This is a genomic window from Streptomyces sp. NBC_01257 (genome assembly GCF_035917255.1).
Taxonomy (GTDB): Bacteria; Actinomycetota; Actinomycetes; order Streptomycetales; family Streptomycetaceae; genus Streptomyces.
Genome location: NZ_CP108472.1, coordinates 6289848 through 6312400 on the forward strand (window position 1 = coordinate 6289848; position 22553 = coordinate 6312400).

23 protein-coding genes are annotated in these 22553 nt (G+C 72.7%); 17 read left to right on the forward strand and 6 right to left on the reverse strand.

Features of this window, described 5'->3' with window-relative positions:
* Positions 1 to 80 precede the first annotated feature (80 nt).
* Positions 81 to 680 (reverse strand): PepSY domain-containing protein, encoded by a 600-nt coding sequence (locus OG408_RS27560; protein WP_326672527.1) that lies wholly within the window; start codon positions 678 to 680, stop codon positions 81 to 83.
* Between the two features lie 121 nt (positions 681 to 801).
* Between OG408_RS27560 and OG408_RS27565 the strand changes: the two genes are divergently transcribed.
* Complete coding sequence (locus OG408_RS27565) at positions 802 to 1461, forward strand: response regulator transcription factor (protein WP_326672529.1); 660 nt, start codon at positions 802 to 804, stop codon at positions 1459 to 1461.
* On the forward strand, positions 1458 to 2927 hold the full coding sequence (locus tag OG408_RS27570; protein ID WP_326672531.1) for a HAMP domain-containing sensor histidine kinase: 1470 nt from the start codon (positions 1458 to 1460) through the stop codon (positions 2925 to 2927). The genes OG408_RS27565 and OG408_RS27570 overlap by 4 nt, the downstream gene beginning before the upstream one ends.
* A gap of 12 nt (positions 2928 to 2939) precedes the next feature.
* On the opposite strand, the gene OG408_RS27575 is transcribed toward OG408_RS27570, so the two are convergent.
* The 4 genes from OG408_RS27575 to OG408_RS27590 all read right to left on the reverse strand — a co-directional run bounded on the left by OG408_RS27575 (position 2940) and on the right by OG408_RS27590 (position 5570).
* Positions 2940 to 3416 carry a MarR family winged helix-turn-helix transcriptional regulator gene (locus OG408_RS27575; protein ID WP_148020767.1) on the reverse strand — a complete coding sequence of 159 codons (477 nt, stop codon included), beginning with the start codon at positions 3414 to 3416 and terminating at the stop codon, positions 2940 to 2942.
* A gap of 113 nt (positions 3417 to 3529) precedes the next feature.
* A complete protein-coding gene (locus OG408_RS27580) occupies positions 3530 to 4291 on the reverse strand; it encodes an AIM24 family protein (RefSeq protein WP_326672534.1) in 762 nt (253 codons plus the stop codon).
* Positions 4288 to 4938 (reverse strand): AIM24 family protein, encoded by a 651-nt coding sequence (locus OG408_RS27585; RefSeq protein WP_266782983.1) that lies wholly within the window; start codon positions 4936 to 4938, stop codon positions 4288 to 4290. Before OG408_RS27585 ends, OG408_RS27580 begins: the two co-directional genes overlap by 4 nt.
* Positions 4938 to 5570 carry an AIM24 family protein gene (locus OG408_RS27590; RefSeq protein ID WP_266786454.1) on the reverse strand — a complete coding sequence of 211 codons (633 nt, stop codon included), beginning with the start codon at positions 5568 to 5570 and terminating at the stop codon, positions 4938 to 4940. Before OG408_RS27590 ends, OG408_RS27585 begins: the two co-directional genes overlap by 1 nt.
* Positions 5571 to 5815: 245 nt before the next feature.
* On the opposite strand from OG408_RS27590, the gene OG408_RS27595 reads away from it, so the two are divergent.
* From OG408_RS27595 to OG408_RS27640, 10 genes are all read left to right on the forward strand, one after another.
* Positions 5816 to 6166: a DUF3817 domain-containing protein gene (locus OG408_RS27595; protein WP_266782985.1), complete on the forward strand. Its 351-nt coding sequence runs from the start codon at positions 5816 to 5818 to the stop codon at positions 6164 to 6166.
* Complete coding sequence (locus OG408_RS27600; protein ID WP_266782987.1) at positions 6163 to 6456, forward strand: MTH1187 family thiamine-binding protein; 294 nt, start codon at positions 6163 to 6165, stop codon at positions 6454 to 6456. The genes OG408_RS27595 and OG408_RS27600 overlap by 4 nt, the downstream gene beginning before the upstream one ends.
* A 70-nt stretch (positions 6457 to 6526) precedes the next feature.
* Entirely contained in the window at positions 6527 to 7384 is an 858-nt protein-coding gene (locus tag OG408_RS27605; protein WP_326672537.1) for a helix-turn-helix domain-containing protein, read from the forward strand.
* A 151-nt stretch (positions 7385 to 7535) separates the two neighbouring features.
* Entirely contained in the window at positions 7536 to 8624 is a 1089-nt protein-coding gene (locus tag OG408_RS27610) for an iron-siderophore ABC transporter substrate-binding protein (RefSeq protein ID WP_326672539.1), read from the forward strand.
* Between the two features lie 47 nt (positions 8625 to 8671).
* Entirely contained in the window at positions 8672 to 9754 is a 1083-nt protein-coding gene (locus OG408_RS27615; protein ID WP_326672541.1) for a FecCD family ABC transporter permease, read from the forward strand.
* A gap of 119 nt (positions 9755 to 9873) precedes the next feature.
* The gene (locus OG408_RS27620; protein WP_326674602.1) at positions 9874 to 10872 is read left to right on the forward strand and encodes a FecCD family ABC transporter permease; all 999 of its coding nucleotides are present in this window, start codon (positions 9874 to 9876) and stop codon (positions 10870 to 10872) included.
* The gene (locus OG408_RS27625; RefSeq protein ID WP_442806069.1) at positions 10869 to 11756 is read left to right on the forward strand and encodes an ABC transporter ATP-binding protein; all 888 of its coding nucleotides are present in this window, start codon (positions 10869 to 10871) and stop codon (positions 11754 to 11756) included. Before OG408_RS27620 ends, OG408_RS27625 begins: the two co-directional genes overlap by 4 nt.
* Positions 11753 to 13411 (forward strand): ABC transporter ATP-binding protein, encoded by a 1659-nt coding sequence (locus OG408_RS27630; protein WP_326672545.1) that lies wholly within the window; start codon positions 11753 to 11755, stop codon positions 13409 to 13411. The genes OG408_RS27625 and OG408_RS27630 overlap by 4 nt, the downstream gene beginning before the upstream one ends.
* On the forward strand, positions 13408 to 15252 hold the full coding sequence (locus tag OG408_RS27635) for an ABC transporter ATP-binding protein (RefSeq protein WP_326672547.1): 1845 nt from the start codon (positions 13408 to 13410) through the stop codon (positions 15250 to 15252). The genes OG408_RS27630 and OG408_RS27635 overlap by 4 nt, the downstream gene beginning before the upstream one ends.
* A complete protein-coding gene (locus OG408_RS27640; RefSeq protein ID WP_326672549.1) occupies positions 15249 to 16142 on the forward strand; it encodes a siderophore-interacting protein in 894 nt (297 codons plus the stop codon). Before OG408_RS27635 ends, OG408_RS27640 begins: the two co-directional genes overlap by 4 nt.
* A gap of 10 nt (positions 16143 to 16152) precedes the next feature.
* Here the strand turns inward: OG408_RS27640 and OG408_RS27645 are convergent, their stop codons facing one another.
* Positions 16153 to 17142, reverse strand: coding sequence for an ArsR/SmtB family transcription factor (locus tag OG408_RS27645; protein ID WP_326672550.1), 990 nt, complete (start codon positions 17140 to 17142; stop codon positions 16153 to 16155).
* A gap of 74 nt (positions 17143 to 17216) precedes the next feature.
* On the opposite strand from OG408_RS27645, the gene OG408_RS27650 reads away from it, so the two are divergent.
* The 5 genes from OG408_RS27650 to OG408_RS27670 all read left to right on the forward strand — a co-directional run bounded on the left by OG408_RS27650 (position 17217) and on the right by OG408_RS27670 (position 22550).
* Entirely contained in the window at positions 17217 to 18689 is a 1473-nt protein-coding gene (locus tag OG408_RS27650) for an MFS transporter (RefSeq protein ID WP_326672552.1), read from the forward strand.
* Between the two features lie 10 nt (positions 18690 to 18699).
* A complete protein-coding gene (locus tag OG408_RS27655; RefSeq protein ID WP_148020771.1) occupies positions 18700 to 19209 on the forward strand; it encodes a MarR family winged helix-turn-helix transcriptional regulator in 510 nt (169 codons plus the stop codon).
* A gap of 66 nt (positions 19210 to 19275) precedes the next feature.
* Positions 19276 to 19611, forward strand: coding sequence for a DUF3817 domain-containing protein (locus tag OG408_RS27660; protein WP_285564684.1), 336 nt, complete (start codon positions 19276 to 19278; stop codon positions 19609 to 19611).
* 80 nt (positions 19612 to 19691) lie between these two features.
* Positions 19692 to 21392 carry an acyl-CoA mutase large subunit family protein gene (locus tag OG408_RS27665; RefSeq protein ID WP_266782996.1) on the forward strand — a complete coding sequence of 567 codons (1701 nt, stop codon included), beginning with the start codon at positions 19692 to 19694 and terminating at the stop codon, positions 21390 to 21392.
* An 84-nt stretch (positions 21393 to 21476) separates the two neighbouring features.
* On the forward strand, positions 21477 to 22550 hold the full coding sequence (locus tag OG408_RS27670; protein ID WP_266782998.1) for an alpha/beta fold hydrolase: 1074 nt from the start codon (positions 21477 to 21479) through the stop codon (positions 22548 to 22550).
* The last annotated feature ends 3 nt before the right edge of the window (positions 22551 to 22553 follow it).

Sequence of the window (22553 nt, forward strand, 5' to 3'; positions counted from 1 at the left end):
CTGTTCCCCGGTTCCGGTGCGGCGTGCGGGCCGCACCGGAACCGGGGAACGGCGGAACGCCGGACACCCGCGGCACGGAGTCAGTCGTCGTCGCCCCGGTCGTCCGCGCGGTCGTCGTGCCCGTGACCGTCGTCCGGCCGGTCCGCCGTGACGGCGGCCGACTTCGCGTCCACGTCCAGCTCGTGCCGGGTGCCGTCCTTGCCCCGTACGTCGACCTCCCAGTGCACCGCCGTACCGCCGCGGCCCTCCAGCTCGACCGAGGTCACCGTCCCCGGCGAGGCCTCCAGCGCGGCGGAGACCGCCGCGTCGAGCGTGACGGGGGCCGTGCGCGGGGCGTTCCGGCCGCGGTCGTCGTCGTTCGAAAGGTGCTTTCCGAGCACCTTGCCGTTGCCCGCGTCCACCGTCACGTCGTGCCACCCCTTGTCGGAGCCGTACACATCGAGCTCCCAGACCAGTCCGCCGTCCTCGTCGTCGAGCTCCGCCTCCGTCACCGTGCCCGGCACGGACCGGACGGCGGCCGCGGCCGCTTCGCCGGCGGTGACGCGGGCGGTGGCGCTGCTCGCCGTGCTGCTGCGGGCGGTGTCGTGACCGTCGTCGTCGGCGAAGGCCACGGCCGTCGCGGCCCCGCCGCCGACGAGCACGGCCGCGGTGACGGCGGCGATGGCGATCTTTCGCTTCATGAGGGTTCCTCCCCGGGTCGGATGATTCCGTTGCGATGACGACCACACTGCCGGGGCGATGCTGAACGCAGCCTGAAGCCACCTGAAGCCTTCTTCAGCTCCGGTTTGCGACGCTGTGCACATGCGCCTGTTGATCGTGGAGGACGAGAAGCGGCTGGCGGTCTCCCTGGCCCGGGGGCTCACCGCCGAGGGGTTCGCCGTGGACGTCGTCCACGACGGCCTCGAAGGGCTGCACCGGGCCTCCGAAGGGGCGTACGACCTCGTCGTCCTCGACATCATGCTGCCGGGGATGAACGGCTACCAGGTCTGCGCCGCCCTGCGCGCCGCGGGCCACGAGGTGCCCATCCTGATGCTGACCGCGAAGGACGGGGAGTACGACGAGGCGGAGGGGCTCGACACCGGCGCCGACGACTACCTCACCAAACCGTTCAGCTATGTGGTGCTGGTCGCCAGGATCAGGGCGCTGCTGCGCCGCCGGGGCGGCTCCGGCTCGCCGGTGGTCACCGTCGGCTCCCTGCGCATGGACACCGCCGCCCGCCGCGTCCACCTCGGCGACGACGAGATCGCGCTCACCGCCAAGGAGTTCGCCGTGCTGGAACAGCTCGCGCTGCGGGCCGGGCAGGTGGTGAGCAAGGCGGACATCCTGGAGCACGTCTGGGACTTCGCCTACGACGGCGACCCGAACATCGTCGAGGTGTACGTCAGCGCCCTGCGCCGCAAGCTCGGCGCGGCCGCGATCCGCACGGTGCGCGGCGCCGGCTACCGGCTGGAGGCGCTGTGAGATCCGTACGGGCCAGGGCGGCGCTCGGCGCCACCGTCGTGGTCGCGCTCGCGCTGGCCGTCGCCGGACTCGCCGTCCTGCTCGTCCTGCGCGCCAACCTCACCGACCAGGCGGGACTCCAGGCCGAGGTGGCGGCCCGGGAGGTCGCCGGGCAGCTGGCCCTCGGCACGCCGTACGACGAGCTGAAGACGGGCGACGAGGACGACCATCCGGTGCAGGTGACCGACGAGGACGGCCGGGTGGTGGCCGTCTCCAAGGACCTGGACGCGATCTCGGGGACCGGCACGAACCGGGTCACTCCTGTCCCGCAGCCCTCGCCCGCCCCCTCGGTCCCGGGCGACACCGACCGGCACGGCGGCGAGGACCGCGACGACGACGAGGACGACGACGGGGCGGCGGGCGCCGGCACCGGCCGCCAGGAGGTGTCCACCGACGACCCGGACTTCAGCAGCGGCACCGCCACGGTCGACGGCGAGCGCGCGGACTACCGGTTCGCGTCCGTCGAGGTCACCGACTCGGCCGGACAGACCCTGACCGTGCACGCGGGCGCCCCGCTCGCCGCGGAGCAGCGGGCCGTCGGCAGCGTGCGCGGCGCGATGCTCACCGGGCTGCCCGTCGTGCTGCTCGTCGTCGCCGGCGTGACCTGGCTGGTGACCCGGCGGGCGCTGCGGCCGGTCGAGGGCATCCGGCGCGAGATGGCCGCGATCACCGCGTCCGAGGATCTGAGCAGAAGGGTGCCGGAGCCCGGTTCGCGCGACGAGATCGCCCGCCTGGCCCGGACGACGAACGAGACGCTCACCGCACTGGAGACCTCCGTCGAGCGGCAGCGGCGCTTCGTCGCCGACGCCTCGCACGAACTGCGCAGCCCGATCGCGTCGCTCCGCACCCAGCTGGAGGTGGGCGCCGCGCACCCGGAGCTGCTGGACGTGCCGGGCGCGGTCGCCGACACCGTACGGCTCCAGGCACTGGCCGCCGATCTGCTGCTGCTGGCCCGGCTCGACGCGGGGGAGCGGCCCGCCGCCGCCCGGCTGGACCTCGGCGCACTGGTCCACGAGGAGGTCTCGCAGCGCACCGGTGACCGGATTCCGGTGGCGGTTTCGGTGCCGGAGGGCGGCGGCTTCGAGGTGACCGGTTCGCGCGGGCAGCTGGCCCGGGTGATCGGCAATCTGCTGGACAACGCCGAGCGGCACGCGCGGGACTCGGTCGCGGTCGCGGTGCGCCGGGAGGGCGGCGGTGTGGCCGTCCGGGTCGCCGACGACGGGGACGGGGTGCCGGAGGCGGAGCGTGAGCGGATCTTCGAACGCTTCGTACGCCTCGACGACGCCCGCACCCGTGACGAGGGCGGGGCCGGTCTGGGCCTGGCCCTGGCCCGCGACGTGGCGGAGCGGCACGGCGGCCGGCTGGCCGTGGTGGACGCGGGGGAGCGTGGCGCCCGGTTCGAGCTGTGGCTGCCGGACGCCCGCTGAGACCCCGGTGGGTCAGAGCTTGCCGCGCCGTCCGCGCAGGTGGTCGGCGACCGGGGTCAGGGCCGCGTGCAGCTGCTCCAGCGCCTCCGGCGTCAGCAGGTCCATGAAGTGCTTGCGGACCGACGCCACGTGGTGGGGCGCGACCTTGCGCATCGTCTCGGCGCCGGTCTCGGTGAGGACCGCGTACAGCCCCCGGCGGTCGGACTCGCAGTTCTCGCGGCGGACCAGGCCCGCGCTCTCCATGCGGGTGATCTGGTGCGAGAGTCTGCTCTTGGACTGGAGCGTGGCGCCGGCGAGATCGCTCATGCGCATGCGCTGGTCGTCCGACTCCGAGAGATTGACGAGGATCTCGTAGTCGTTCATGGTCAGGCCGAACGGCTGGAGGTCCTTCTCCAGCTGGTGCGTCAGCAGTCTGCCGACGTCCAGGTGGGTGCGCCAGGCGCACTGCTCCGCATCGCTCAGCCAGCGGGTGGCCGTCTCGGTCTCCATATATGGATTCTACCTAAGAAGTTGAAAGCCGGACGAAGTGGGGGCGTGTGACGCCCGGCACGCGCTCGCAGGCTGGGCGCAGACGTTCGACGTCACACTCCGCAGACTACCGTTCACAACCCGAAGCGACGCTGGAGGTCCCCCAGCTGGCCGGGCATGCGGGGTGCGGACCCAGGTTGACCACCGCCGGGGACGCCCGCCTGCTGCGGCACGGCCCCCGTCGGCTGTTCGGCCATCAGTACCTCGGTCGACTGGAGCAGCACCGTGCCCGCGCCGACGAACTCGAACTGGTGCTCCTCGCCGGACGCGCCCCCGATCCCGGTGAACGCCCGCAGCCCGCCCATCACGCCCGTCATGTAGCCGTGGTCGTAGTGGTGGCACGGCGAGGGGCAGTCCGCCCAGCCGACCAGTGCCTGCGGGTCGACGCGCAGCGGCGGCTCCATGAAGACCACCGGCCCGTTGGACGCGGCGACGAACTTCCCGGTGCCGATCAGCGTCAGGAACCCCGGCACGATCGACTGCTTCAGCGCCAGCGTCGGCTGGTAGGCCAGCAGGTTGCCGGAGCGGATCGTCAGATTGCCGTTGTCCAGGTCGTAGGAGTTCACATCGAAGGCCCGGTCGGCGAGCAGCATCTTGCCGCTGCCCTCGGCCACCACCCAGTCGCTCGCGTGCAGCGGCGAGTGGAAGCTCGTACGGATCAGCCGCTCGAAGCGGCCGTGGCCGATCCCGTTGAACTCGATCCGCCCGTAGTAGGCGATCATCTTGCCCTTCTGCAGGAACCACTGGCTCCCCTTGAGCTCCACGCAGAAGGTGTACGCGTTGACGTTGTCGTCCGACGGCAGCGTCATGGGGTCGAAGACCACGGGCGTGCTCACAGCTTCTCCTCCGACGCCTGGACGTACACCGCACCACTGCCGCTCAGCTCCAGCTGGAACGCCTCGCCGGAACCCCGTCCCACCATGTCGCGCCAGCCCAGCGCGGTGGAGAGCTTGTTGCGCACCTCGCCGTGGTGCGCGACGTACGCCTGCGGGTCCACATGCACGTCGCGCCCCGGCGTGATCGGCAGTTCGATCACCCCGCCGTGCGCCATCACCGCCACCGCGCCATGGCCCTTGAGGGTCGTGGTGAACAGGCCCTGCCCGGTCACCTGGCCGCGCACCATGCCCATCACGCCGCCCTGCGAGCCCATGAACATCGTGCCCTGCTGGAGCGTCCCGTCGAAGGCGAGCAGCCGGTCGGCCTCCACATAGAGGGTGTCCCCGGTCAGGGTGATCACCTGGATGTGATGGCCGCCGTGGCCGAACATCACCGTGCCGCTGCCCTCGACCGTCATCAGCGGGGTCGCCTCGTTCGCCATGCGGCGGCCGATCATCGACATCACCCCGCCCTGGCCGCCCTGGATGTTCGGCGTGAACGACACCTCGCCGCGGTAGGCCAGCATCGCCCCGCGCTGGCTGTACATCTTCTGGCCGGGGATCACCGTCGCCTCGACCATCTTCGAGTTGATCTCGCGGAACGGCATCAGACATCGCCCCCGATCGTGTTCCGCTCGCTGGGTTGGACGTAGACGAGTCCCTCGCCCTCGAACCGGATCTGGAAGGACTCGCCCGATCCCTCGCCCATCAGCGTCCGGAAGTTCACCCCGGACTGGAAGTGCTGCTGGAGGTTGCCCTGGTGGGCGATGTACGCGCCCGGGTCGACGAAGAGCGGGTACTGGGCGGAGACCCGCAGGACCACGGCCGAACCGTCCGACATGATCGCCGCCTGGCCCGTCCCCTCGACCGTGGTGGTGAACAGGCCGTTGCCCGTCGCGCCGCCGCGCAGCCCGGTGAACGTGGTGCCGGTGCGCAGCCCGGCGTCGGTGCAGAGCAGGTTGCTCGCCTCGACGAACAGCTTCTCGCCGCGCAGGGAGACCAGGTTGATCTCGCTCGCGCGGTCGGCGAAGAAGCAGGTGCCCTGCCCGGTCACCTCCATCACGGTCATCTGCTCACCGGTCAGCCGGCGGGTCACCATGCCGCGCAGACCCTCACCGCCGCCGGTCATCTTCTTGAACGTCATCCGGCCGTCGTAGGCGACCATCGAGCCGTTCTTCGCCTTGACGGCATCGCCGGTCAGGTCGACGGCGAGCGTCTTGCTGCCTTGGAGTCGGAACATTGCCACCCGGCGACGGTAGCGGCAGGGACCGCCGGCGGGACAGGGTCCGCGGCACGATCGGGCCCCTGAACCGCCCCTGATACGCATCCGGTACCGGACCCGGACGCAATCGGGACGTATCTCTTGCGGAGCGAGCGGCGCGGGCCCGCCCCCGCCGCCGGGCGCCGCGGGCGGCGATGCCACAATGGGTGGCGCTTGTGCCTGCGTTCACAAGCCGTCACCGTCCTCCCACCGAAGGTGCCCCCGTGGACATCAAGACCGCTACCGCCCTGCACCGGCTGCGCCTCATCTCGATTCCCGAGGCGCTCTCCTTCCCCGCGCTGATCCTCTTCGGCTCGGTGCTGAGCCGGGTCTCCGACATCGACTTCCTGATGATGCCGCTCGGCATGCTGCACGGCGTGCTCTTCGTGATCTACGTCGTCCTGCTGCTGGACGTCTGGAACAAGACCAAGTGGCCGCTCAAGCGGGTCGCGTTCTTCTTCCTGCTCTGCGTGCTGCCGTTCGGCGGTCTGTACGGCGACAAGGTGCTCAAGCGCTACGAGGCCGACGGCGTCATCGCCGCCCGGGCCCGCCGGGAAGGCACGGTCAGCGCATGATCGTCGCCTTCTCCGTCAGTCCGCTGGGTGTCGGCGAGGACGTCGGCGAGTACGTCGCCGACGCCGTCCGGGTCGTCCGCGAGTCCGGGCTGCCCAACCGCACCGACGCCATGTTCACCTCCATCGAGGGGGAGTGGGACGAGGTCATGGACGTCGTCAAGCGCGCCGTCCAGGCCGTCGAGGCGCGCGCCGGCCGGGTCTCCCTCGTGCTCAAGGCCGACATCCGTCCGGGTGTCACCGACGGTCTGACCTCCAAGGTCGAGACGGTCGAGCGCTACCTCGCGGACTGACGCCGCGTCCCGCCCGTCCTCGCGCTCCGGCGGACCGCCGGGCGAGGGCGGGTTAGGGTAACCTAAGTTCATGCTGGCTACAGTCCCGGTCCGCGAGCGCGGCGAAACGCGTCCGGCGGTCGCGCTCCGATGGGCCGAGCCGTCGGCGGGCGGCGCCGAGGTGACCGCCCCCTATCTGCTCACCACCGCCGTCTTCGACGGATCCCCGCCGGCCGTGCCCGTCGTCCCCGGCGTGCACACCCACTCCGACGGGCTCCTGGTCTGGCCGCACCACGGCTCGCTGACGCTGCACACCCGCGACACCGTGCGCCGGCTCGTGCCCGGCCAGGGGATCTGGCTGCCGCCCGGCACCCCGCACGACTCCTGGTCCGATCCGGGCAGCGTGAGCTGCTACACGTACGTGACCAGCGCGGCGATCCCGCCGCACTGGACCGCTCAGCGCCCGCTGCGGGTGCGGCGCGCCCTCCAGGAGATGCTGCTCCACCTCGACGCCACCCCGATGCCCGACGATCTCCGGCTGCGGACCCAGCGCGTCGTCATCGAGCTTCTGGAGGAGGACCCGTGTCCCGCCATCGACGTCCCCGTCCCGGCGGACGCGCGGATCCGCGCCCTGGCCGACGACGTCATGCGTGACCCGGAGAGCGAACTCTCGCTGGAGGCCTGGGCGGCGCGGCACGCGCTGAGCGTACGCACCGTCAACCGGGCGTTCGGCCGCGATGTCGGCATGTCCTTCGCGCGGTGGCGTTCGCTGGTCCGGATGTCCGAGGCGACGACGCTGCTGGCGCAGGGCCGCCCCGTCAACCTGGTCGCGCACCGCTGCGGCTACTCCACGACGAGCGCGTTCTCGGCCGCCTTCCGCCGGGTGACCGGCGTCAGTCCGACCGGGTATCTGCGCGAGCAGACGGTGCCGGCGCAGTCCGGCCACTGAGCACGTCCCCGGGGCAGGGTCCCGTCGATCCTGTACGTGGCCGAATCTCGACACATCATGGCCGGTCCGCGTCCCCTCCGGGCGGCCCGGTTCTTTAGTTTTCAGTTAGGTGAGGGTTACCTAACCGAACGCTGAAGAACCGAGGAGAAGCATGTCCCCTTCCATTCCGGCAGGACGCAGACCGGGCGCCGTGGCGCGCCTCGTGACGCTGACGATCGCCGCCGTCGTGGTGCTGGCGGGCTGCGGCAGCGGCGGGTCCGAACCGGACACGGCCAAGGTGCGGGCCGGTGCCGCCTCGGCCGCCTTCCCGGTGAGCATCAAGCACGGCCACGGGACCACGACGATCAAGGCGAAGCCGAAGCGCGTCGTCGCGGTCAGCTGGATGTCGCTCGACGTGGTCGCGGCACTGGGCACCGTCCCCGTCGGCGTCGACGAGCAGTGGGGCGGCGACAAGCAGGGCTACACCCCCTGGTTCCGCAGCACGGTCGAGAAGCTCGGCGGGCCGCTGCCCGAGACGCTGAACTACGGCGACGCGGGCGAGATCGACTTCGAACAGATCCTCTCGCTGAAGCCGGACCTCATCGTCGGCCTGTACTCCGGCATCTCCGACGTCGACTACAAGCGCCTCTCCGAGATCGCCCCCACCGTCCCGTACCTGAACAAGCCCTGGGACGGCGGGACCTGGCAGGAGATGACCCGCACCATCGGCAAGGCCATGGGCGAGACGAAGAAGGCCGAGGGCCTCGTCACCGACGTCCAGGGCCGGCTGACCGCGGTGACCCGGGAGCACCCCGAGTTCAAGGGCAGGACGTTCACGTACGGACTCGCCCTCACCCCCGGCTCGACGGAGCTCGGTCTCTACCTCAACTACGACGCCCGCGTCCGGCTGCTGACCGAGATGGGCTTCGAGAACACTCTGTCGATGAAGGCCATCGCGTCCACCGCGAAGGGCACCAACTGGTACGGCGGAGTCAGCCTGGAGAAGCTCGACACCATCGAGGCCGACGTCTTCGTCGGCTGGGCCAACGGCGCCGACGAGGTCCCGTACACGCTCAAGGACCCGCTGTTCTCGCGCTGGAAGCCGATCGCCGCGAAGAACTACGCGTTCGTGCAGGACCCGACCCTGGGCATGGCCACCAGCGGCCCGTCCGTGCTCTCCATCCCCTGGGCCCTGGAGCGCTACGTCCCGATGCTCGCCGACGCCGTCGCGGGCAAGGGCAGCACCGGCGCGGACTCCTGACCGCCGTCCGCCGCCTCCCCGGGTGACGCCCACTTCCAAGGACAACCATGACGACCGCCCCACCCACGGGTGACCCCACCACGGGTACGGCGCACGATGCGCCGGGCCCGCGCCGCGGCGCGGGCCCGGCACCGCGCACCCGGACCCGCCTGCTGATCCTGCTGACCGCGCTCGTGCTGCTGCTCGCCGTCGCCGTTCTCAGCGTGATGGTCGGCGCCCGGTCCATCGCCCCCGGCACCGTGTGGGACGCGCTGTTCCACTTCGACGACTCCGACGAACACGTGATGGTGCGCGAACTGCGCGTGCCGCGCACGGTGATCGGGCTGGTCGTCGGCGCGGCCCTCGGCCTCAGCGGCGCACTGATCCAGGCGTTCACCCGTAACCCCCTGGCCGATCCGGGCATCCTCGGGGTGAACGCGGGCGCGAGCCTCGCGGTGACCTTCGCCGTCGCCGTGCTCGGGTACACCGGCGCCGGCCAGTTCATCTGGTTCGCGCTGGCGGGGGCCTTCGGGCTGACCGTGCTCGTCTACACGCTCGGCTCGATCGGCGCCGACCGGGGCAGCCCGGTCAAACTCACCCTCGCGGGCGTCGCGTTCACCGCCGTGTGCGGCGGCTTCACCTCCGCCATGGCGCTCAAGAACACGACCACCTTCGACGTGATGCGGTTCTGGGGTGTCGGCTCCATCGGCGGCCGGTCCCTCGACATCCTCCCCATCGCCCTGCCGCTGATCGGCGCCGGGCTCGTCCTCGGACTGTGCAGCGCCGGCTCGCTCAACGCGCTGGCGCTCGGCGACGACCTCGCCCGGTCCCTGGGCACCCGGCTCGCGCTGACCCGGGTGGTCCTGGTCATCGCCGTCACCCTGCTCGCCGGGACCTCCGTCGCCGTCGCCGGCCCGATCTCGTTCGTCGGGCTGATGGTGCCCCACGTCGTGCGCTGGTTCACCGGACCCGACCAGCGGTGGATCCTGCCCGTCACGATCGTCGCCGCGCCCGCCTTCCTGCTGGCCGCCGACATCATCGGGCGCGTGGTCCTGCCCTCCGGCGAGATGCGGGTCGGCCTCGTCACCGCGCTCGTCGGCGCCCCCGTCCTCGTCGCCCTCGTCCGGCGCCGGAAGGTGAGCACCCTGTGACCACCGGAACAACGAACCCGCCCGCGACCGACGGGACCACCGCCCCGGCCGCGGACGAGCCGGCCGCACCGGACCGGGTCGACTTCGGCCGGCGGGTCTGGACCTGGCGGCGGACCGGCCTGGCCCTGCGGGTCGAGCGGCGCTCCGTCCTCGTCTGCGCCGCCCTGGCCGTCACCGTGGCCGCCCTCGGCGTCCTCACCCTCGCCACGGGATCCATCCGGCTCACCCCGGTCCAGGTGTTGTCCGCCCTGTTCGACCCGGACGCCGACCCCCGGGACCGGCTGGTGGTCGTGGACTGGCGGCTGCCCCGGTTGCTGTTCGCGATCGTCTGCGGCGCGGCACTCGCCATCAGCGGCGCGCTCTTCCAGTCGCTCACCAAGAACCCGCTGGGCTCGCCCGACGTGATCGGCTTCGCCTCCGGTTCGTACGCCGGCGCGAGCGTGGTGATGCTGCTGCTGGGCACCGCCGACTACCTGGCCGTCGCCTCGGGTTCGCTGATCGGCGGGGCGCTCACCGCACTACTGGTGTATCTGCTGGCCTACCGGGGCGGGCTGGCCCCCTTCCGGCTCATCATCGTCGGGATCGCCGTCGGCGCGTTCCTCTCGTCCCTCACCTCGATGCTCCTCCTGTCCGTCAACCCGCAGCAGGCCATGCTGGCGGCGACCTGGGGAGCGGGGTCCCTCAGCGGCCTCGGCTTCGAGCAACTGCGGGTGACGGCGGGCGTCTTCGTCGTCCTGCTGATCTGTTCGGCGGCGGTGGCGCGGCCCCTGGTCCACCTGGAACTGGGCGACGACGCGGCCGTGGCCCTCGGCGTCAGGGCGCAGCGCGCCCGGCTCGCGGCCACGCTCGTCGGAGTGGCGCTCACCGCGCTCGTGACCGCCGCCGTCGGCCCGATCTCGTTCATCGCGCTCGCGGCCCCGCAGATCGCCCAGCGGCTGACCCGCGGCTCCACCACGGTGCGGATCGTCCCGGCGGCGCTGACCGGCGCCGCGGTCCTGGCCGGCGCCGACTTCATCGCCCAGCGCGTCGACCTGCCGGTGGGCGTCGTCACGGTGTGCGTCGGCGGCGCCTATCTGGCCTGGCTGCTCGCCCGCCAGTACGCGGGACGGCGCGGATGACCGCAGCCGCCCCACCGTCCCGCCGCCCCGAGCCCGCCCATCCGCGAGGAGTACCCGTGACCATCACGACACAGCGCACCGGGACCCCGGTCCCGGCCCGTCTGGAGGTGCTCGACGCGTCCCTCGGCTACGGCCGGCGGCCCGTGTCGGAGCATCTGGACATCGCGATCCCGGACCGTTCGTTCACCGTGATCATCGGCCCCAACGCCTGCGGCAAGTCGACCCTGTTGCGTGCCGTGTCCCGGCTGCTGAAGCCCACCGCGGGAAAGGTCGTCCTCGACGGCCGGTCCATCGCGGAGTACGGCTCCAGGGAAGTGGCGCGCACCCTCGGGCTGCTCCCGCAGACCTCGCTGGCGCCCGACGGGATCACCGTCGCCGACCTCGTCTCCCGCGGACGCCACCCGCACCAGAAGCTGATGCGCCAGTGGACCCGGCAGGACGAGCAGGCCGTACGGGACGCCATGGCGGCCACCTCCGTCACGGAGCTGTCCGGCAGGCCGGTCGACGAACTCTCCGGAGGCCAGCGCCAACGCGTCTGGGTGGCGATGGTCCTCGCCCAGCAGACCCCGGTCCTGCTGCTGGACGAACCGACCACGTTCCTCGACATCGCCCACCAGATCGACCTGCTGGAGCTGTTCACCGATCTGCACCGCGCCGGGCACACCCTCGTCGCCGTCCTCCACGACCTGAACCACGCGGCCCGCTACGCGAGCCATCTCATCGCCATGCGCGACGGCCGGGTCGTCGCCGAGGGCACCCCGCGGGAGGTCGTGACCGCCGCCCTGGTGGAGGACGTGTTCGACCTGCCCTGCCAGGTCGTCCCCGACCCGGTCACCGGCACCCCCATGGTCATCCCGCTGGGCCGGCAGCGGGACACCCGGTGAGGGCGACCCGGGAGACCCGTCCCGCCGGGCTCGGGCCGAACTCCGTCACGGCGCTGTTCCGGGTGGCGCTCCTGCGCGACGGGCGCGGCCGCCGGCTCACCCTCGTCACCCTCGCGTTCATGGTCCACCAGCTGTGCGAGGCACTGGTCCCGGTGCTCATCGGCGTCGTCATCGACCGGGCCCTGGTGCCGTCGGACCGCGCCGCGCTGCTGGGGTGGCTCGGCGTGCTCGGCGTGGTCTTCGTCGTCCTGTCCCTGTCGTACCAGCGGGCGTCCACCGCCATGGTGGACGTCTACGGATACGGCGAACACGCGCTGCGGCAAAGGGTGATGACCCGGTTGCTCGACCCCCGCTCGCTGCGCCGCCGGCCGGGGCCGGGCGAGGCGCTCTCCCTGGTCTCGTCCGACACCTACCGGGTCGCCGGGGTCTCCTGGAGCGTCGCCCAGCAGGCCGCGACCGTCACCGCGATCCTCACGGCGTCGACGGCGCTGCTCGTGATCTCCGTACCCCTGGGCCTCGGCGTCATCGCCGGCACGGTCCTGGTGCTCGTCGTGATGCGCAGGGTCTCGATGCCGCTGGAGGCACGGGGCATGACCGAACAGGGCGCGGCGGCCCGGGCCGGCGAGGTGGCGACCGACATGATCACCGGACTCCGGGTGGTCATCGGCATGAACGCCCGTGCGGAGGCCGCCCGCCGCTACCGCGTCGCGAGCGGCGCGTCGCGGCGCGGCGCCGTGGCCGCCTCCCGCTCGGTCCTGGCCTACGGGAGCCTCAGCCTGCTCCTGTCGGGGGTGTTCCTCGCCGCGCTCGCGACGGCTTCGGGGTATCTCGCCCTCGACGGCAGCATCACCGTCGGCCAGTTGGTCACCGTCCTCGGACTCGCCCAGTTCCTCCAGGGCTCACTGGCCCATGTCGGCACGTTCGCCTCCAACTGGATCCACAAGCGGGCCTCCGCCCGGCGGCTGGGCGACCTGCTGGACGAACCCCCGCTGATCCCGCCCGTCGCGGCCCTCCCGGAGACCGCCGCCACCGCCGTGCCCGCGCTGCGCTGGCACCCGCCCGAGCACGGCACACCCCTCGACCTGCGGCCCGGCGAACTCCTCGGCGTCGTCCCCCGTCACCCCGGGCACGCCAGGGAACTCAGCGACCGGCTCGGCTACCGCGTCCCGCTCGGCCGCGGTGAACTCCTGCTGGACGGCGTCGACGCCGTCGACCTCGGCCCGGATCCGGTGCGCGCCCGGATCACGGCCCCGCCCCACCACGGCGCGGTGTTCTCCGGGACCCTGCGCGCAAACCTCACCCCGGCGGGCGAAGAGAGCGACCCGGCGGTGCTCGGGGCCGCCATGCTCGACGACGTACTCGAACGGATCGGGGGCGACCGGGCCGAGGTCGGCGAGCACGGCCGCAGGCTCTCCGGCGGCCAGCGCCAGCGCCTGCTGCTCGCCCGCGCGCTGCACAGCGGCGCCGACCTCGTCGTCCTCGACGAACCCACCACCGCGGTCGACCCGGTGACCGAACAGCGCATCGCCGCAGGGCTGCGCGGCCTGCCCGCCACGACACTCCTGATCACCAGCAGCCACATCCTGCTCTCCGCCTGCGACCGGGTCGTCGACCTCGGCGGCGCCGCACCCGAACCGAACGGAACCGCCAGGTGACCCCCGCGCACGGCCCTCTGCCCATCGCCGGCCCCCGCCGCACCCGGCGGGAACTCGTCCGCCGGCTCGGCGCGCACCGCGGCCGGCTCGCCCTCGCCCTGCTCACCCTGCTCGGCGGCACGGCCGTCACCCTCGCCACGCCCCCGCTCCTCGGCGGCCTCGTGGACACCGTCGCGGACGACGGCGGCCGGGGCCGCGTCACCGTGCTCGGCGTCGCGCTCGTGCTCGCCGCCGCCGCCGGGGCGGCGCTCGCGTACGCCGGCGGCCGGATGCTCGTCGTCCTCGTCCAGGGCGTGCTCGCCGCCCTGCGCGAGGACGTGTTCGAGACCGCGGTCCACCTTCCGGCGCGCACGCTGGAGTCCTCGGACAGTTCCGACGTCGTCTCCCGCGTGACCCGCGATGTCGAGGCGGTCTCCGAAGCGGCCTCCGAGGTCCTTCCCGACATCACCGCCGCGACCTTCACCATCGGCCTGAGCCTGGTGGGACTCGCGGTCCTCGACGTACGGCTGGCCCTGGCCGGCCTCGTCTGCCTGCCCGTCCACATCCTCGCCACCCGGAGCTTCCTCGCCCGCTCGCACCCGGTCTACGCGGACATCCGCCGGCTGGAGTCCGCCCGCGGCCAGTCCGTCATCGAGGCGGTGCACGGGGCCGAGACGATCCGCACGTACCGGACCCAGGACCGGCACCTCGCCGCACTGGCCGCACACAGCGAACAGGCCATCGCCCGCCAGCGCGACGGTGTCCGGCTGCGCAACCGGTTCACGGGGCTGCTCAACGCCGCGGAGTTCCTCGGACTCGCCGCCGTGCTCGGCACGGGCTTCGTGCTCCTCCGCTCCGGGGCCGTCTCGGTCGGCGCCGCCACGGCCGCCGCGCTGTACTTCCACCGCCTCTTCGGCCCGGTCGGAGCGCTCCTGGGAAGCCTGGACGACATCCAGCGGGCGACTGCCGGACTGTCCCGGCTCGTCGGCGTCACCGACCTGGGCCGGGACACCGGCACCGCGGCCGGCGGCCGGACCGGGGGAGCGGACCGGCCGCCGCGCAGCCCGGGCATCGACGTGAAGGGCGTCTCGTTCTCGTACGACGGCACCCGTCACGCCCTGCGCGACGTCTCCCTCCACGTGCCCCCGGGGACGAGCCTCGCGCTCGTCGGCGCCAGCGGATCCGGGAAGAGCACCCTGGCCCATCTGATCGCGGGCCTGGCCGTACCCGACCGCGGGGAGATCGACACCGGCGGACCGCGGGACGGCCGGACCCCGTCCCGTTATCTGGTCACCCAGGAGACCCATCTGTTCGGCGGCACCCTGGCGGACAACCTCCGGATCGCCCGGCCCGCCGCCACCGACGACGAACTCCGCCTCGCCCTGCACGAGACCGGGGCCGGCTGGGCGCTGGAGGCGGAGCCGGGGCTCGGCACCGTCCTCGGCGCCGGCGGCGTCGCCCTCGACGACGGGGCGCTCCAGCACCTCGCGCTGGCCCGCGCGCTCCTCGCCGACCCGGACATCGTCGTCCTGGACGAGGCCACCGCCCAGTCGGGCCCGCAGACCCGCACCCAGCTGCGGACGGCACTCGCACGCGTCACACGGGACCGCACCAGCGTGATCGTGGCGCACCGCCTGGAGCAGGCGCGCGACGCGGACCGCATCCTGCTGCTCCGCCGCGGCGAGGTCGCCGAGCAGGGCACGCACGACGAACTGCTCGCCGCCGCCGGTGAGTACGCCGCGCTCTGGCAGGCGTACACCGGCAATCGCGCCGCCACCGTGCCCCGTCCCGGCCCGGTTCCGGGCCCGGCCACGCACCCGATCCCGACCCCGACCCCGCACCTGAAGGAGCAGCACTCATGACCATTCACCGCGCCGTGGTGGCCCGCGTCCGGCCGCTCACCACGACCATGGTCCGCATCACGTTCCACGGCGAGGGCCTCGCCGCGTTCACCTCCACCGGCGTCGGCGACGAGTACGTCCGGCTGTTCCTCCCGCACGGCCCCGACCGCACCGACGTCTCCCTGCCCGACGCGACGGAGAACGGCGGCTGGCAGACCCCCGAAGGGCGGCCCGAGGCCCCGGTGCGCACCTACACCGTCCGTGCGGCCCGCCCGGAGACCGGCGAGATCGACATCGACTTCGTGCTGCACGGCCACGGGACGGCGTCCACCTGGGCCGCCGCCGCCCGCCCCGGGGACGTGATCGGCCTCAACTCCCCGACCGGCCTCTACAGTCCGCCCGACGACCTCTCCTGGCAGGTCCTCGTCTCCGACCTGAGCGGTCTGCCCGCCGTCGGCCGCCTCGTCGAGAACAGCCGGGGCCACATCACGACCCGGGCGGTCCTGGAGGTTCCCGACGCGTCCTGCGTGCAGCCGCTCCCGGACCGGCCAGGTGTCCGGGCGACCTGGACCTACGGCGGCAACGGCCACGGCCCCAGCCGGCTGGCCGAACTGGTCGCCGCCGCGGTCCCGCCCGGCACGGACCTGACCGGCGGCTACGTGTGGGTCGCCGGCCAGACGGACGCGCTGCGTGCCGTACGCCGCTATCTGCGCAGGGAACTCGGGCTGCCGGCGGGGCGCTTCAAGGTCGTCGGCTACTGGATGCCGGACGGCGACTCGTGGAGCCGGCGCTACGAGGCACTGCCCGCCGCCGTCCGGGCCGAGCTGGACGGCATGTGGGACCAGCCGGCCGACGAGCCCGAGGACCTCGCCATCCGCTACGAGGACCGCCTCAGCACGCTGGGCCTGTGACCTGCCGTGGCTACGGGTGCTGCGGCACGGCCAGCGCGATGCCGAGCGGCGTCCGTTCGTACAGCACCTGGTGGCCGTAGCGGCGCGACGTCAGCAGCCCGGACGCCCGCAGCACCGACAGGTGCTCCGACACGGAGGACGGGGCGAGGCCGAGGCGGTGGGCGAGGGCCGTGGTGCCCGCCGGCTCGTCCAGCGCGCACAGGACGTCGGCGCGCGCCCGCCCCAGCAGTCGGGCGAGCGTGTCCGGGGTGCTGTCGGCGGGCTCCGTCCACAGTCCGCCGATGCCGCGCGCCGGGTAGATCACCGCGGGCAGCCAGGGCGCCTCGAAGCCGCCGACCACGTTCGGCCAGGCGAACACGGACGGCATCAGCACCAGGCCCTGCCCGCCGAGCACCCGGGTGTGCCGTCCCGACGTGCGGGCGATGGTGAGCGTCGAGTCCGCCCAGCTCAGCTGGGGACTCAGCTCACCCAGCAGCCGTTCGAAACCGACCGCCGCCAGCCGCCGCGAGTGGTAGGCCACATCGGCCTCCAGCAGGGCGCGCAGCCGGGGCCAGTGGGGCTCGATCAGTGCCCGCCAGGCCCGCTCCAGCAGATCGGCCAGCTCCCGCACGGTCCGCGCGGGATCGGCCAGCAGCGCACGCCCGGCGGGGGAGTCCAGCGCGCCCGGCCGGTCGGCGAGCGCCAGCACCATGTCCTCCCGCGCCAGCGCCGGATCGACGGCCCGCACCCCCGCGATCTCCTCCTCGAAGGTGGTGAGGGGCCCCTGCGGCGGCGGGCAGAAGAAGTCCGGGCTGTGACCGCGCTCGTTCATCAGCAGCCACAGCGGGCCGAGATCGAGCCCGCCGGCCGCGTCCCTGATCCTGCGCAGCCAGGGCAGGTGGTAGCCCTGCCGCTCCGGCGATGCCAGTACCCGCACGGCGGCCTGGGTCTCCCCGAGCGGGGAGAGCGCGAACCGGCAGCGCAGCAGATCGCTCTCGTCGAAATGCAGATGGAAGGGCACGGGGGACCTCGGGGAAGATTCGGCCGGGACCGAAAGTCTACGGAGTGGGTGCCCCTCTCCCGCAGGCTGCGTCCATGCCGAGAGACACCGAGCCCGTGACGGGCGGCCCCGAAGCGACGGACACCCCAGGCGGCCGGCGGACCCCGCCGCCCGCCCCGCGCGCCACGGGTCCCGCCCCCGCCGGACCGGCCGCTCTCCCGGCCCCGCACCCGGAGCGCACAGGTCCCCCCGACCCGAGCGGACCGCCCGCGCTCCGGGCGCCAGCCCACGACGCACCCGCCGCCTCCCGCGGCTACCGCGCCGTCTTCGCCGTACGCGAGTTCCGGGCCGTCTTCGCCGCGCATCTGCTCTCGCTGCTCGGCGTGGTCGTCAGCGAGCTCGCGCTCACCGTCCTCGTGTACGACCTCACCGCCTCGCCCCTGCTCAGCGCCCTCACCTTCGCGCTCGGGATGCTGCCCTACCTCGTCGGCGGCACGCTCTTCGCCGGGATCCCCGACCGCTACCCGGCCCGCCGGGTCCTGGTCACCTGCGATCTGATCTGCGCCGGCTGCGTCGCCGTGATGGTGCTGCCGGGCACCCCGGTCGCCGGACTCCTCGTGCTGCGCTGCCTCGTCGCCGCCGTCTCGCCCGTCTTCACCGGGACCAGGATGGCCGCGCTCACCGACATCCTGGGCGAGGGCGACCTGTTCGTCCTCGGCCGCTCGCTGCTGCGGATCATCTCCCAGAGCGCCCTGCTCGCCGGCTTCGGCGTGGGCGGGCTGCTGCTCGCCGTGGTCACCCCGCGCGGCGCGATCACGATCACCGTCGTCACCTTCCTCTGCTCGGCCGCCCTGCTCCGCCTCGGCACCCGCGCCCGGCCCGCCCGCACCGCCGGCAAGGGCGGCGGCACCCTGCTGGGGGAGTCGCTCTCCGGCGCCCGGCTGGTGCTCGGCGACCGCCGGGTCCGGGCGCTGATGCTGCTCTTCTGGCTGCCCCCGATGTTCGTCGTGGCACCGGAGGCGCTGGCCGCCCCGTACGCCGACGAGATCGGGGTGGGCAGCGCCGCGCTCGGGCTGCTGATGTGCGCGATGCCGGTCGGCTCCATCGCCGCCGAGCTGTACGTGGGCGCGGCGCTCGGACCCCGTACCCGCTCCCGGATCGTCCTGCCGCTCGCCGCCGCCGGGCTGCTGCCCCTCGTGCTCTACGGCTTCCGGCCGGGCGTCGCCCTCGCGGCCGTCGCGCTGGCGCTGGCCGGTGCGGGATCGGCGTACGTGATCGGGCTCGACCAGTGGTTCGTCGGGGCCGTTCCCGACGAGCTGCGCGGCCGGGCCATGACCCTGCTCACGGCCGGACTGATGACGATCCAGGGCGTCGGCATGGCCCTGGCCGGTCTGGCCGCCGAGTTCTTCCCCGTGCACGGGGTGGTCGCCGGAGCCGGGGTCCTGGGCACCCTGTGCCTGCTGCTGCTCGTCGCCGAGGTCCGCCGGACGGCGCCCGCGTCCGCACCCGCGATCCGGATCCGGACCGAAGTTCGAGACGGTGAGGACCGGCAAGTTCCCCATGGGTAAGGTCGTGGCCGTGCCGAAGCCGCTCAGTCTCCCCTTCGATCCCATCGCCCGCGCCGACGAACTCTGGCAGCAGCGCTGGGGCCCGGTGCCCTCCATGGGGGCGATCACCTCGATCATGCGGGCGCAGCAGATCCTGCTCGCCGAGGTCGACGCGGTCGTCAAACCGTACGGACTGACCTTCGCGCGCTACGAGGCGCTGGTGCTGCTCACCTTCTCCAAGGCCGGTGAGCTGCCGATGTCCAAGATCGGTGAGCGGCTCATGGTCCACCCGACCTCCGTGACGAACACCGTGGACCGGCTGGTGCGCTCCGGCCTCGTCGACAAGCGGCCCAACCCGAACGACGGCCGCGGCACGCTCGCCTCCATCACCGACAAGGGCCGCGAGGTCGTCGAGTCGGCCACCCAGGACCTGGTCGCCATGGAGTTCGGACTCGGGGTGTACGACGCCGAGGAATGCGCCGAGATCTTCGCGCTGCTGCGCCCCCTGCGCATCGCCGCCCAGGACTTCGAGGAGATCTGAGAAGGCCCGTTCCGGGGGCCGGGGCCGCTGCAAGATCGCCCCGGGTGTCCGGTTACGCTCGATGGCATGAAACGCAGTGTGCTGACCCGCTATCGGGTGATGGCTTACGTCACCGCCGTCATGTTGCTGATCCTCTGCGTCTGCATGATCTTCAAATACGGCTTCGACAAGGGTGAGGGACTGACGCTCGTCGTCTCCCAGATCCACGGCGTGCTGTACATCATCTACCTGATCTTCGCCTTCGACCTGGGCTCCAAGGCGAAGTGGCCGATGGGCAAGCTGGCCTGGGTGCTGCTCTCCGGCACCATCCCGACGGCCGCGTTCTTCGTCGAGCGCAAGGTCGTCCGCGAGGTCGAGCCGCTGCTCGCGGACCCGGCCCCCGCCGCCACCGCGAAGGCCTGACCCGCACCCGAACCGCCCCGTGCCGAGCACCGGGCGGTTTGTCATCGACATTTACTAGGACGTCCTAGTAAATTGGTGGCATGGACGCAGACGCGATCGAGGAAGGCCGCCAGCGCTGGCAGGCCCGTTACGACAAGGCCCGCAAGCGCGACGCGGACTTCACCACGCTCTCCGGGGACCCGGTCGAGCCCGTCTACGGGCCCCGGCCCGGGGACGCCTACGAGGGCTTCGAGCGGATCGGCTGGCCCGGCGAGTACCCCTTCACCCGTGGCCTGCACCCCACGGGCTACCGCGGCCGCACCTGGACCATCCGCCAGTTCGCCGGCTTCGGCAACGCCGAGCAGACCAACGAGCGCTACAAGATGATCCTCGCCGCGGGCGGCGGCGGGCTGAGCGTCGCCTTCGACATGCCGACGCTGATGGGCCGGGACTCCGACGACCCCCGCGCGCTCGGCGAGGTCGGCCACTGCGGAGTGGCCATCGACTCCGCCGCCGACATGGAGGTCCTCTTCAAGGACATCCCGCTCGGCGACGTCACCACCTCGATGACGATCAGCGGCCCGGCCGTGCCCGTCTTCTGCATGTACCTGGTCGCCGCCGAGCGCCAGGGCGTCGACCCGGCCGTGCTCAACGGCACGCTGCAGACGGACATCTTCAAGGAGTACATCGCGCAGAAGGAGTGGCTCTTCCAGCCCGAGCCCCATCTGCGCCTCATCGGCGACCTGATGGAGCACTGCGCCCGCGACATCCCCGCCTACAAGCCGCTCTCCGTCTCCGGCTACCACATCCGCGAGGCCGGAGCCACGGCCGCGCAGGAGCTCGCCTACACCCTCGCCGACGGCTTCGGCTACGTGGAGCTCGGCCTCTCCCGCGGCCTCGACGTCGACACCTTCGCCCCCGGCCTCTCCTTCTTCTTCGACGCGCACCTCGACTTCTTCGAGGAGATCGCCAAGTTCCGCGCCGCCCGCCGGATCTGGGCCCGCTGGATGAAGGAGACGTACGGCGCGAAGACCGACAAGGCGCAGTGGCTCCGCTTCCACACCCAGACCGCCGGGGTCTCGCTGACCGCCCAGCAGCCGTACAACAACGTCGTACGCACCGCGGTCGAGGCGCTCTCCGCCGTCCTCGGCGGCACCAACTCCCTGCACACCAACGCCCTCGACGAGACCCTCGCGCTCCCCTCCGAGCAGGCCGCCGAGATCGCGCTGCGCACCCAGCAGGTGCTGATGGAGGAGACCGGGGTCGCCAACGTGGCCGACCCGCTGGGCGGTTCCTGGTTCGTGGAGCAGCTCACCGACCGGATCGAGGCGGAGGCCGAGAAGATCTTCGACCAGATCCGGGAGCGCGGCACCCGCGCCCACCCGGACGGGCGGCACCCCGTCGGCCCGATGACCTCCGGCATCCTGCGCGGCATCGAGGACGGCTGGTTCACCGGCGAGATCGCCGAGTCGGCCTTCCGCTACCAGCAGTCCCTGGAGAAGGGCGACAAGCGCGTCGTCGGCGTCAACGTGGCCCACGGCTCGGTCACCGGCGACCTGGAGATCCTCCGGGTCAGCCACGAGGTCGAGCGCGAGCAGGTCCGGGAGCTCGCCGGCCGCAAGGAGGGCCGCGACGACGCCAGGGTGTCCGCCGCGCTGGACGCGATGCTGGCCGCCGCCCGCGACGGCTCCAACATGATCGCGCCGATGCTCGACGCCGTCCGCGCCGAGGCGACCCTCGGCGAGATCTGCGGGGTGCTGCGCGAGGAGTGGGGCACCTACACGGAGCCGCCCGGCTTCTGACAGGTAGTTGGTAGTTACAGGTGTCACCTCCGGGGGTCCGGGTAGGCGCAGCCGCGATACCCGCACCACCCCTGGAGGAACACCGTGAGACTGTCCGGGAGAATCACCGCCGCGGCCGGCGCCGCACTCGCCGTACTCGGAACGCTGCTGGTCAGCGGCTCCACGGCGGTCAGCGCCGCACCGGCACCGAAGCCGGGGGTGCAGGACACCTTCGACTCGCTGGGGCCGGACGTGAAGGCGGCGGAGCTCTCCACCGGCCGGACCGCGCACTACATCGACGAGGGCCGCCGGGGCGGCACCCCGGTCCTCTTCATCGGCGGCACCGGCACGAGCGCCCGGGCGGCGCACATGACGGACTTCTTCCGCACCACCCGCGAGAACCTCGGCCTGCGCCTGATCTCCGTGGAACGCAACGGCTTCGGCGACACGGAGTACGACAAGTCCCTGGGCAAGGCCGACTTCGCGAAGGACGCCCTGGAGGTCCTGGACCGGATCGGCGTCGGCAAGGTCTCCGTCGTCGCGATCTCCGGCGGCGGCCCCTACGCCGCCGAGCTCGCCGCACGCGCCCCCGGCCGCATCAAGGCCCTCCACCTCGCCGCCGCGCTCCCGCCGTACGGCGAGAAGCCCGCCTACTGCGGCCTGAGCGACGACGCGCTGGCCGACGCGGTCAAGGACTCGATCGCCGACCCGCGCTCCTGGTGGGCCTTCCCCGACGACAGCGCCGTCAAGTCCATCCCGGGCTTCGCCGACACCGCGTACGAGGAAGGGGCCCGCACGTACAACCAGCGCGGCCAGAAGTCCGATCCGGCCCCGCAGGTGCACGAACAGCGGCTCTACTGCGAGCGCCCCGGCCCCGACCTGTCGAAACTGAAGGCTCCGGTGTACCTCTACGGCGGCGAGAAGGACACCACCGTCCCGCCGGCCACCCTCGCCACCTGGCGCGAGGCGCTGCCGGTCACCCCGGTGGTGCGGACGTATGCGGACTCCGGCCATGACGTCCAGTACCGCCACTGGGACCAGATCCTGGTGGACCTCGCCGGGCACGGGGACCGCACGGTCGTCTGCCACGGCGACCACACGAAGCTGATGGCACCGAAGCAGGCGGACCGCCTCGTCGCCTCCGGCCGGGCCACGCTGGGCAGTTGCGCCTGGCAGTGACGT

Coding starts and splice junctions, on each gene's coding strand:
- OG408_RS27585 (WP_266782983.1), bottom strand. CDS start 4,938: ATGCCGTTCCGCGAGATCAACTCGAAGATGGTCGAGGCGACGGTGATC.
- OG408_RS27610 (WP_326672539.1), top strand. CDS start 7,536: ATGTCCCCTTCCATTCCGGCAGGACGCAGACCGGGCGCCGTGGCGCGC.
- OG408_RS27665 (WP_266782996.1), top strand. CDS start 19,692: ATGGACGCAGACGCGATCGAGGAAGGCCGCCAGCGCTGGCAGGCCCGT.
- OG408_RS27600 (WP_266782987.1), top strand. CDS start 6,163: ATGATCGTCGCCTTCTCCGTCAGTCCGCTGGGTGTCGGCGAGGACGTC.
- OG408_RS27660 (WP_285564684.1), top strand. CDS start 19,276: ATGAAACGCAGTGTGCTGACCCGCTATCGGGTGATGGCTTACGTCACC.
- OG408_RS27625 (WP_442806069.1), top strand. CDS start 10,869: ATGACCGCAGCCGCCCCACCGTCCCGCCGCCCCGAGCCCGCCCATCCG.
- OG408_RS27590 (WP_266786454.1), bottom strand. CDS start 5,570: ATGTTCCGACTCCAAGGCAGCAAGACGCTCGCCGTCGACCTGACCGGC.
- OG408_RS27640 (WP_326672549.1), top strand. CDS start 15,249: ATGACCATTCACCGCGCCGTGGTGGCCCGCGTCCGGCCGCTCACCACG.
- OG408_RS27615 (WP_326672541.1), top strand. CDS start 8,672: ATGACGACCGCCCCACCCACGGGTGACCCCACCACGGGTACGGCGCAC.
- OG408_RS27575 (WP_148020767.1), bottom strand. CDS start 3,416: ATGGAGACCGAGACGGCCACCCGCTGGCTGAGCGATGCGGAGCAGTGC.
- OG408_RS27650 (WP_326672552.1), top strand. CDS start 17,217: ATGCCGAGAGACACCGAGCCCGTGACGGGCGGCCCCGAAGCGACGGAC.
- OG408_RS27560 (WP_326672527.1), bottom strand. CDS start 680: ATGAAGCGAAAGATCGCCATCGCCGCCGTCACCGCGGCCGTGCTCGTC.
- OG408_RS27605 (WP_326672537.1), top strand. CDS start 6,527: ATGCTGGCTACAGTCCCGGTCCGCGAGCGCGGCGAAACGCGTCCGGCG.
- OG408_RS27565 (WP_326672529.1), top strand. CDS start 802: ATGCGCCTGTTGATCGTGGAGGACGAGAAGCGGCTGGCGGTCTCCCTG.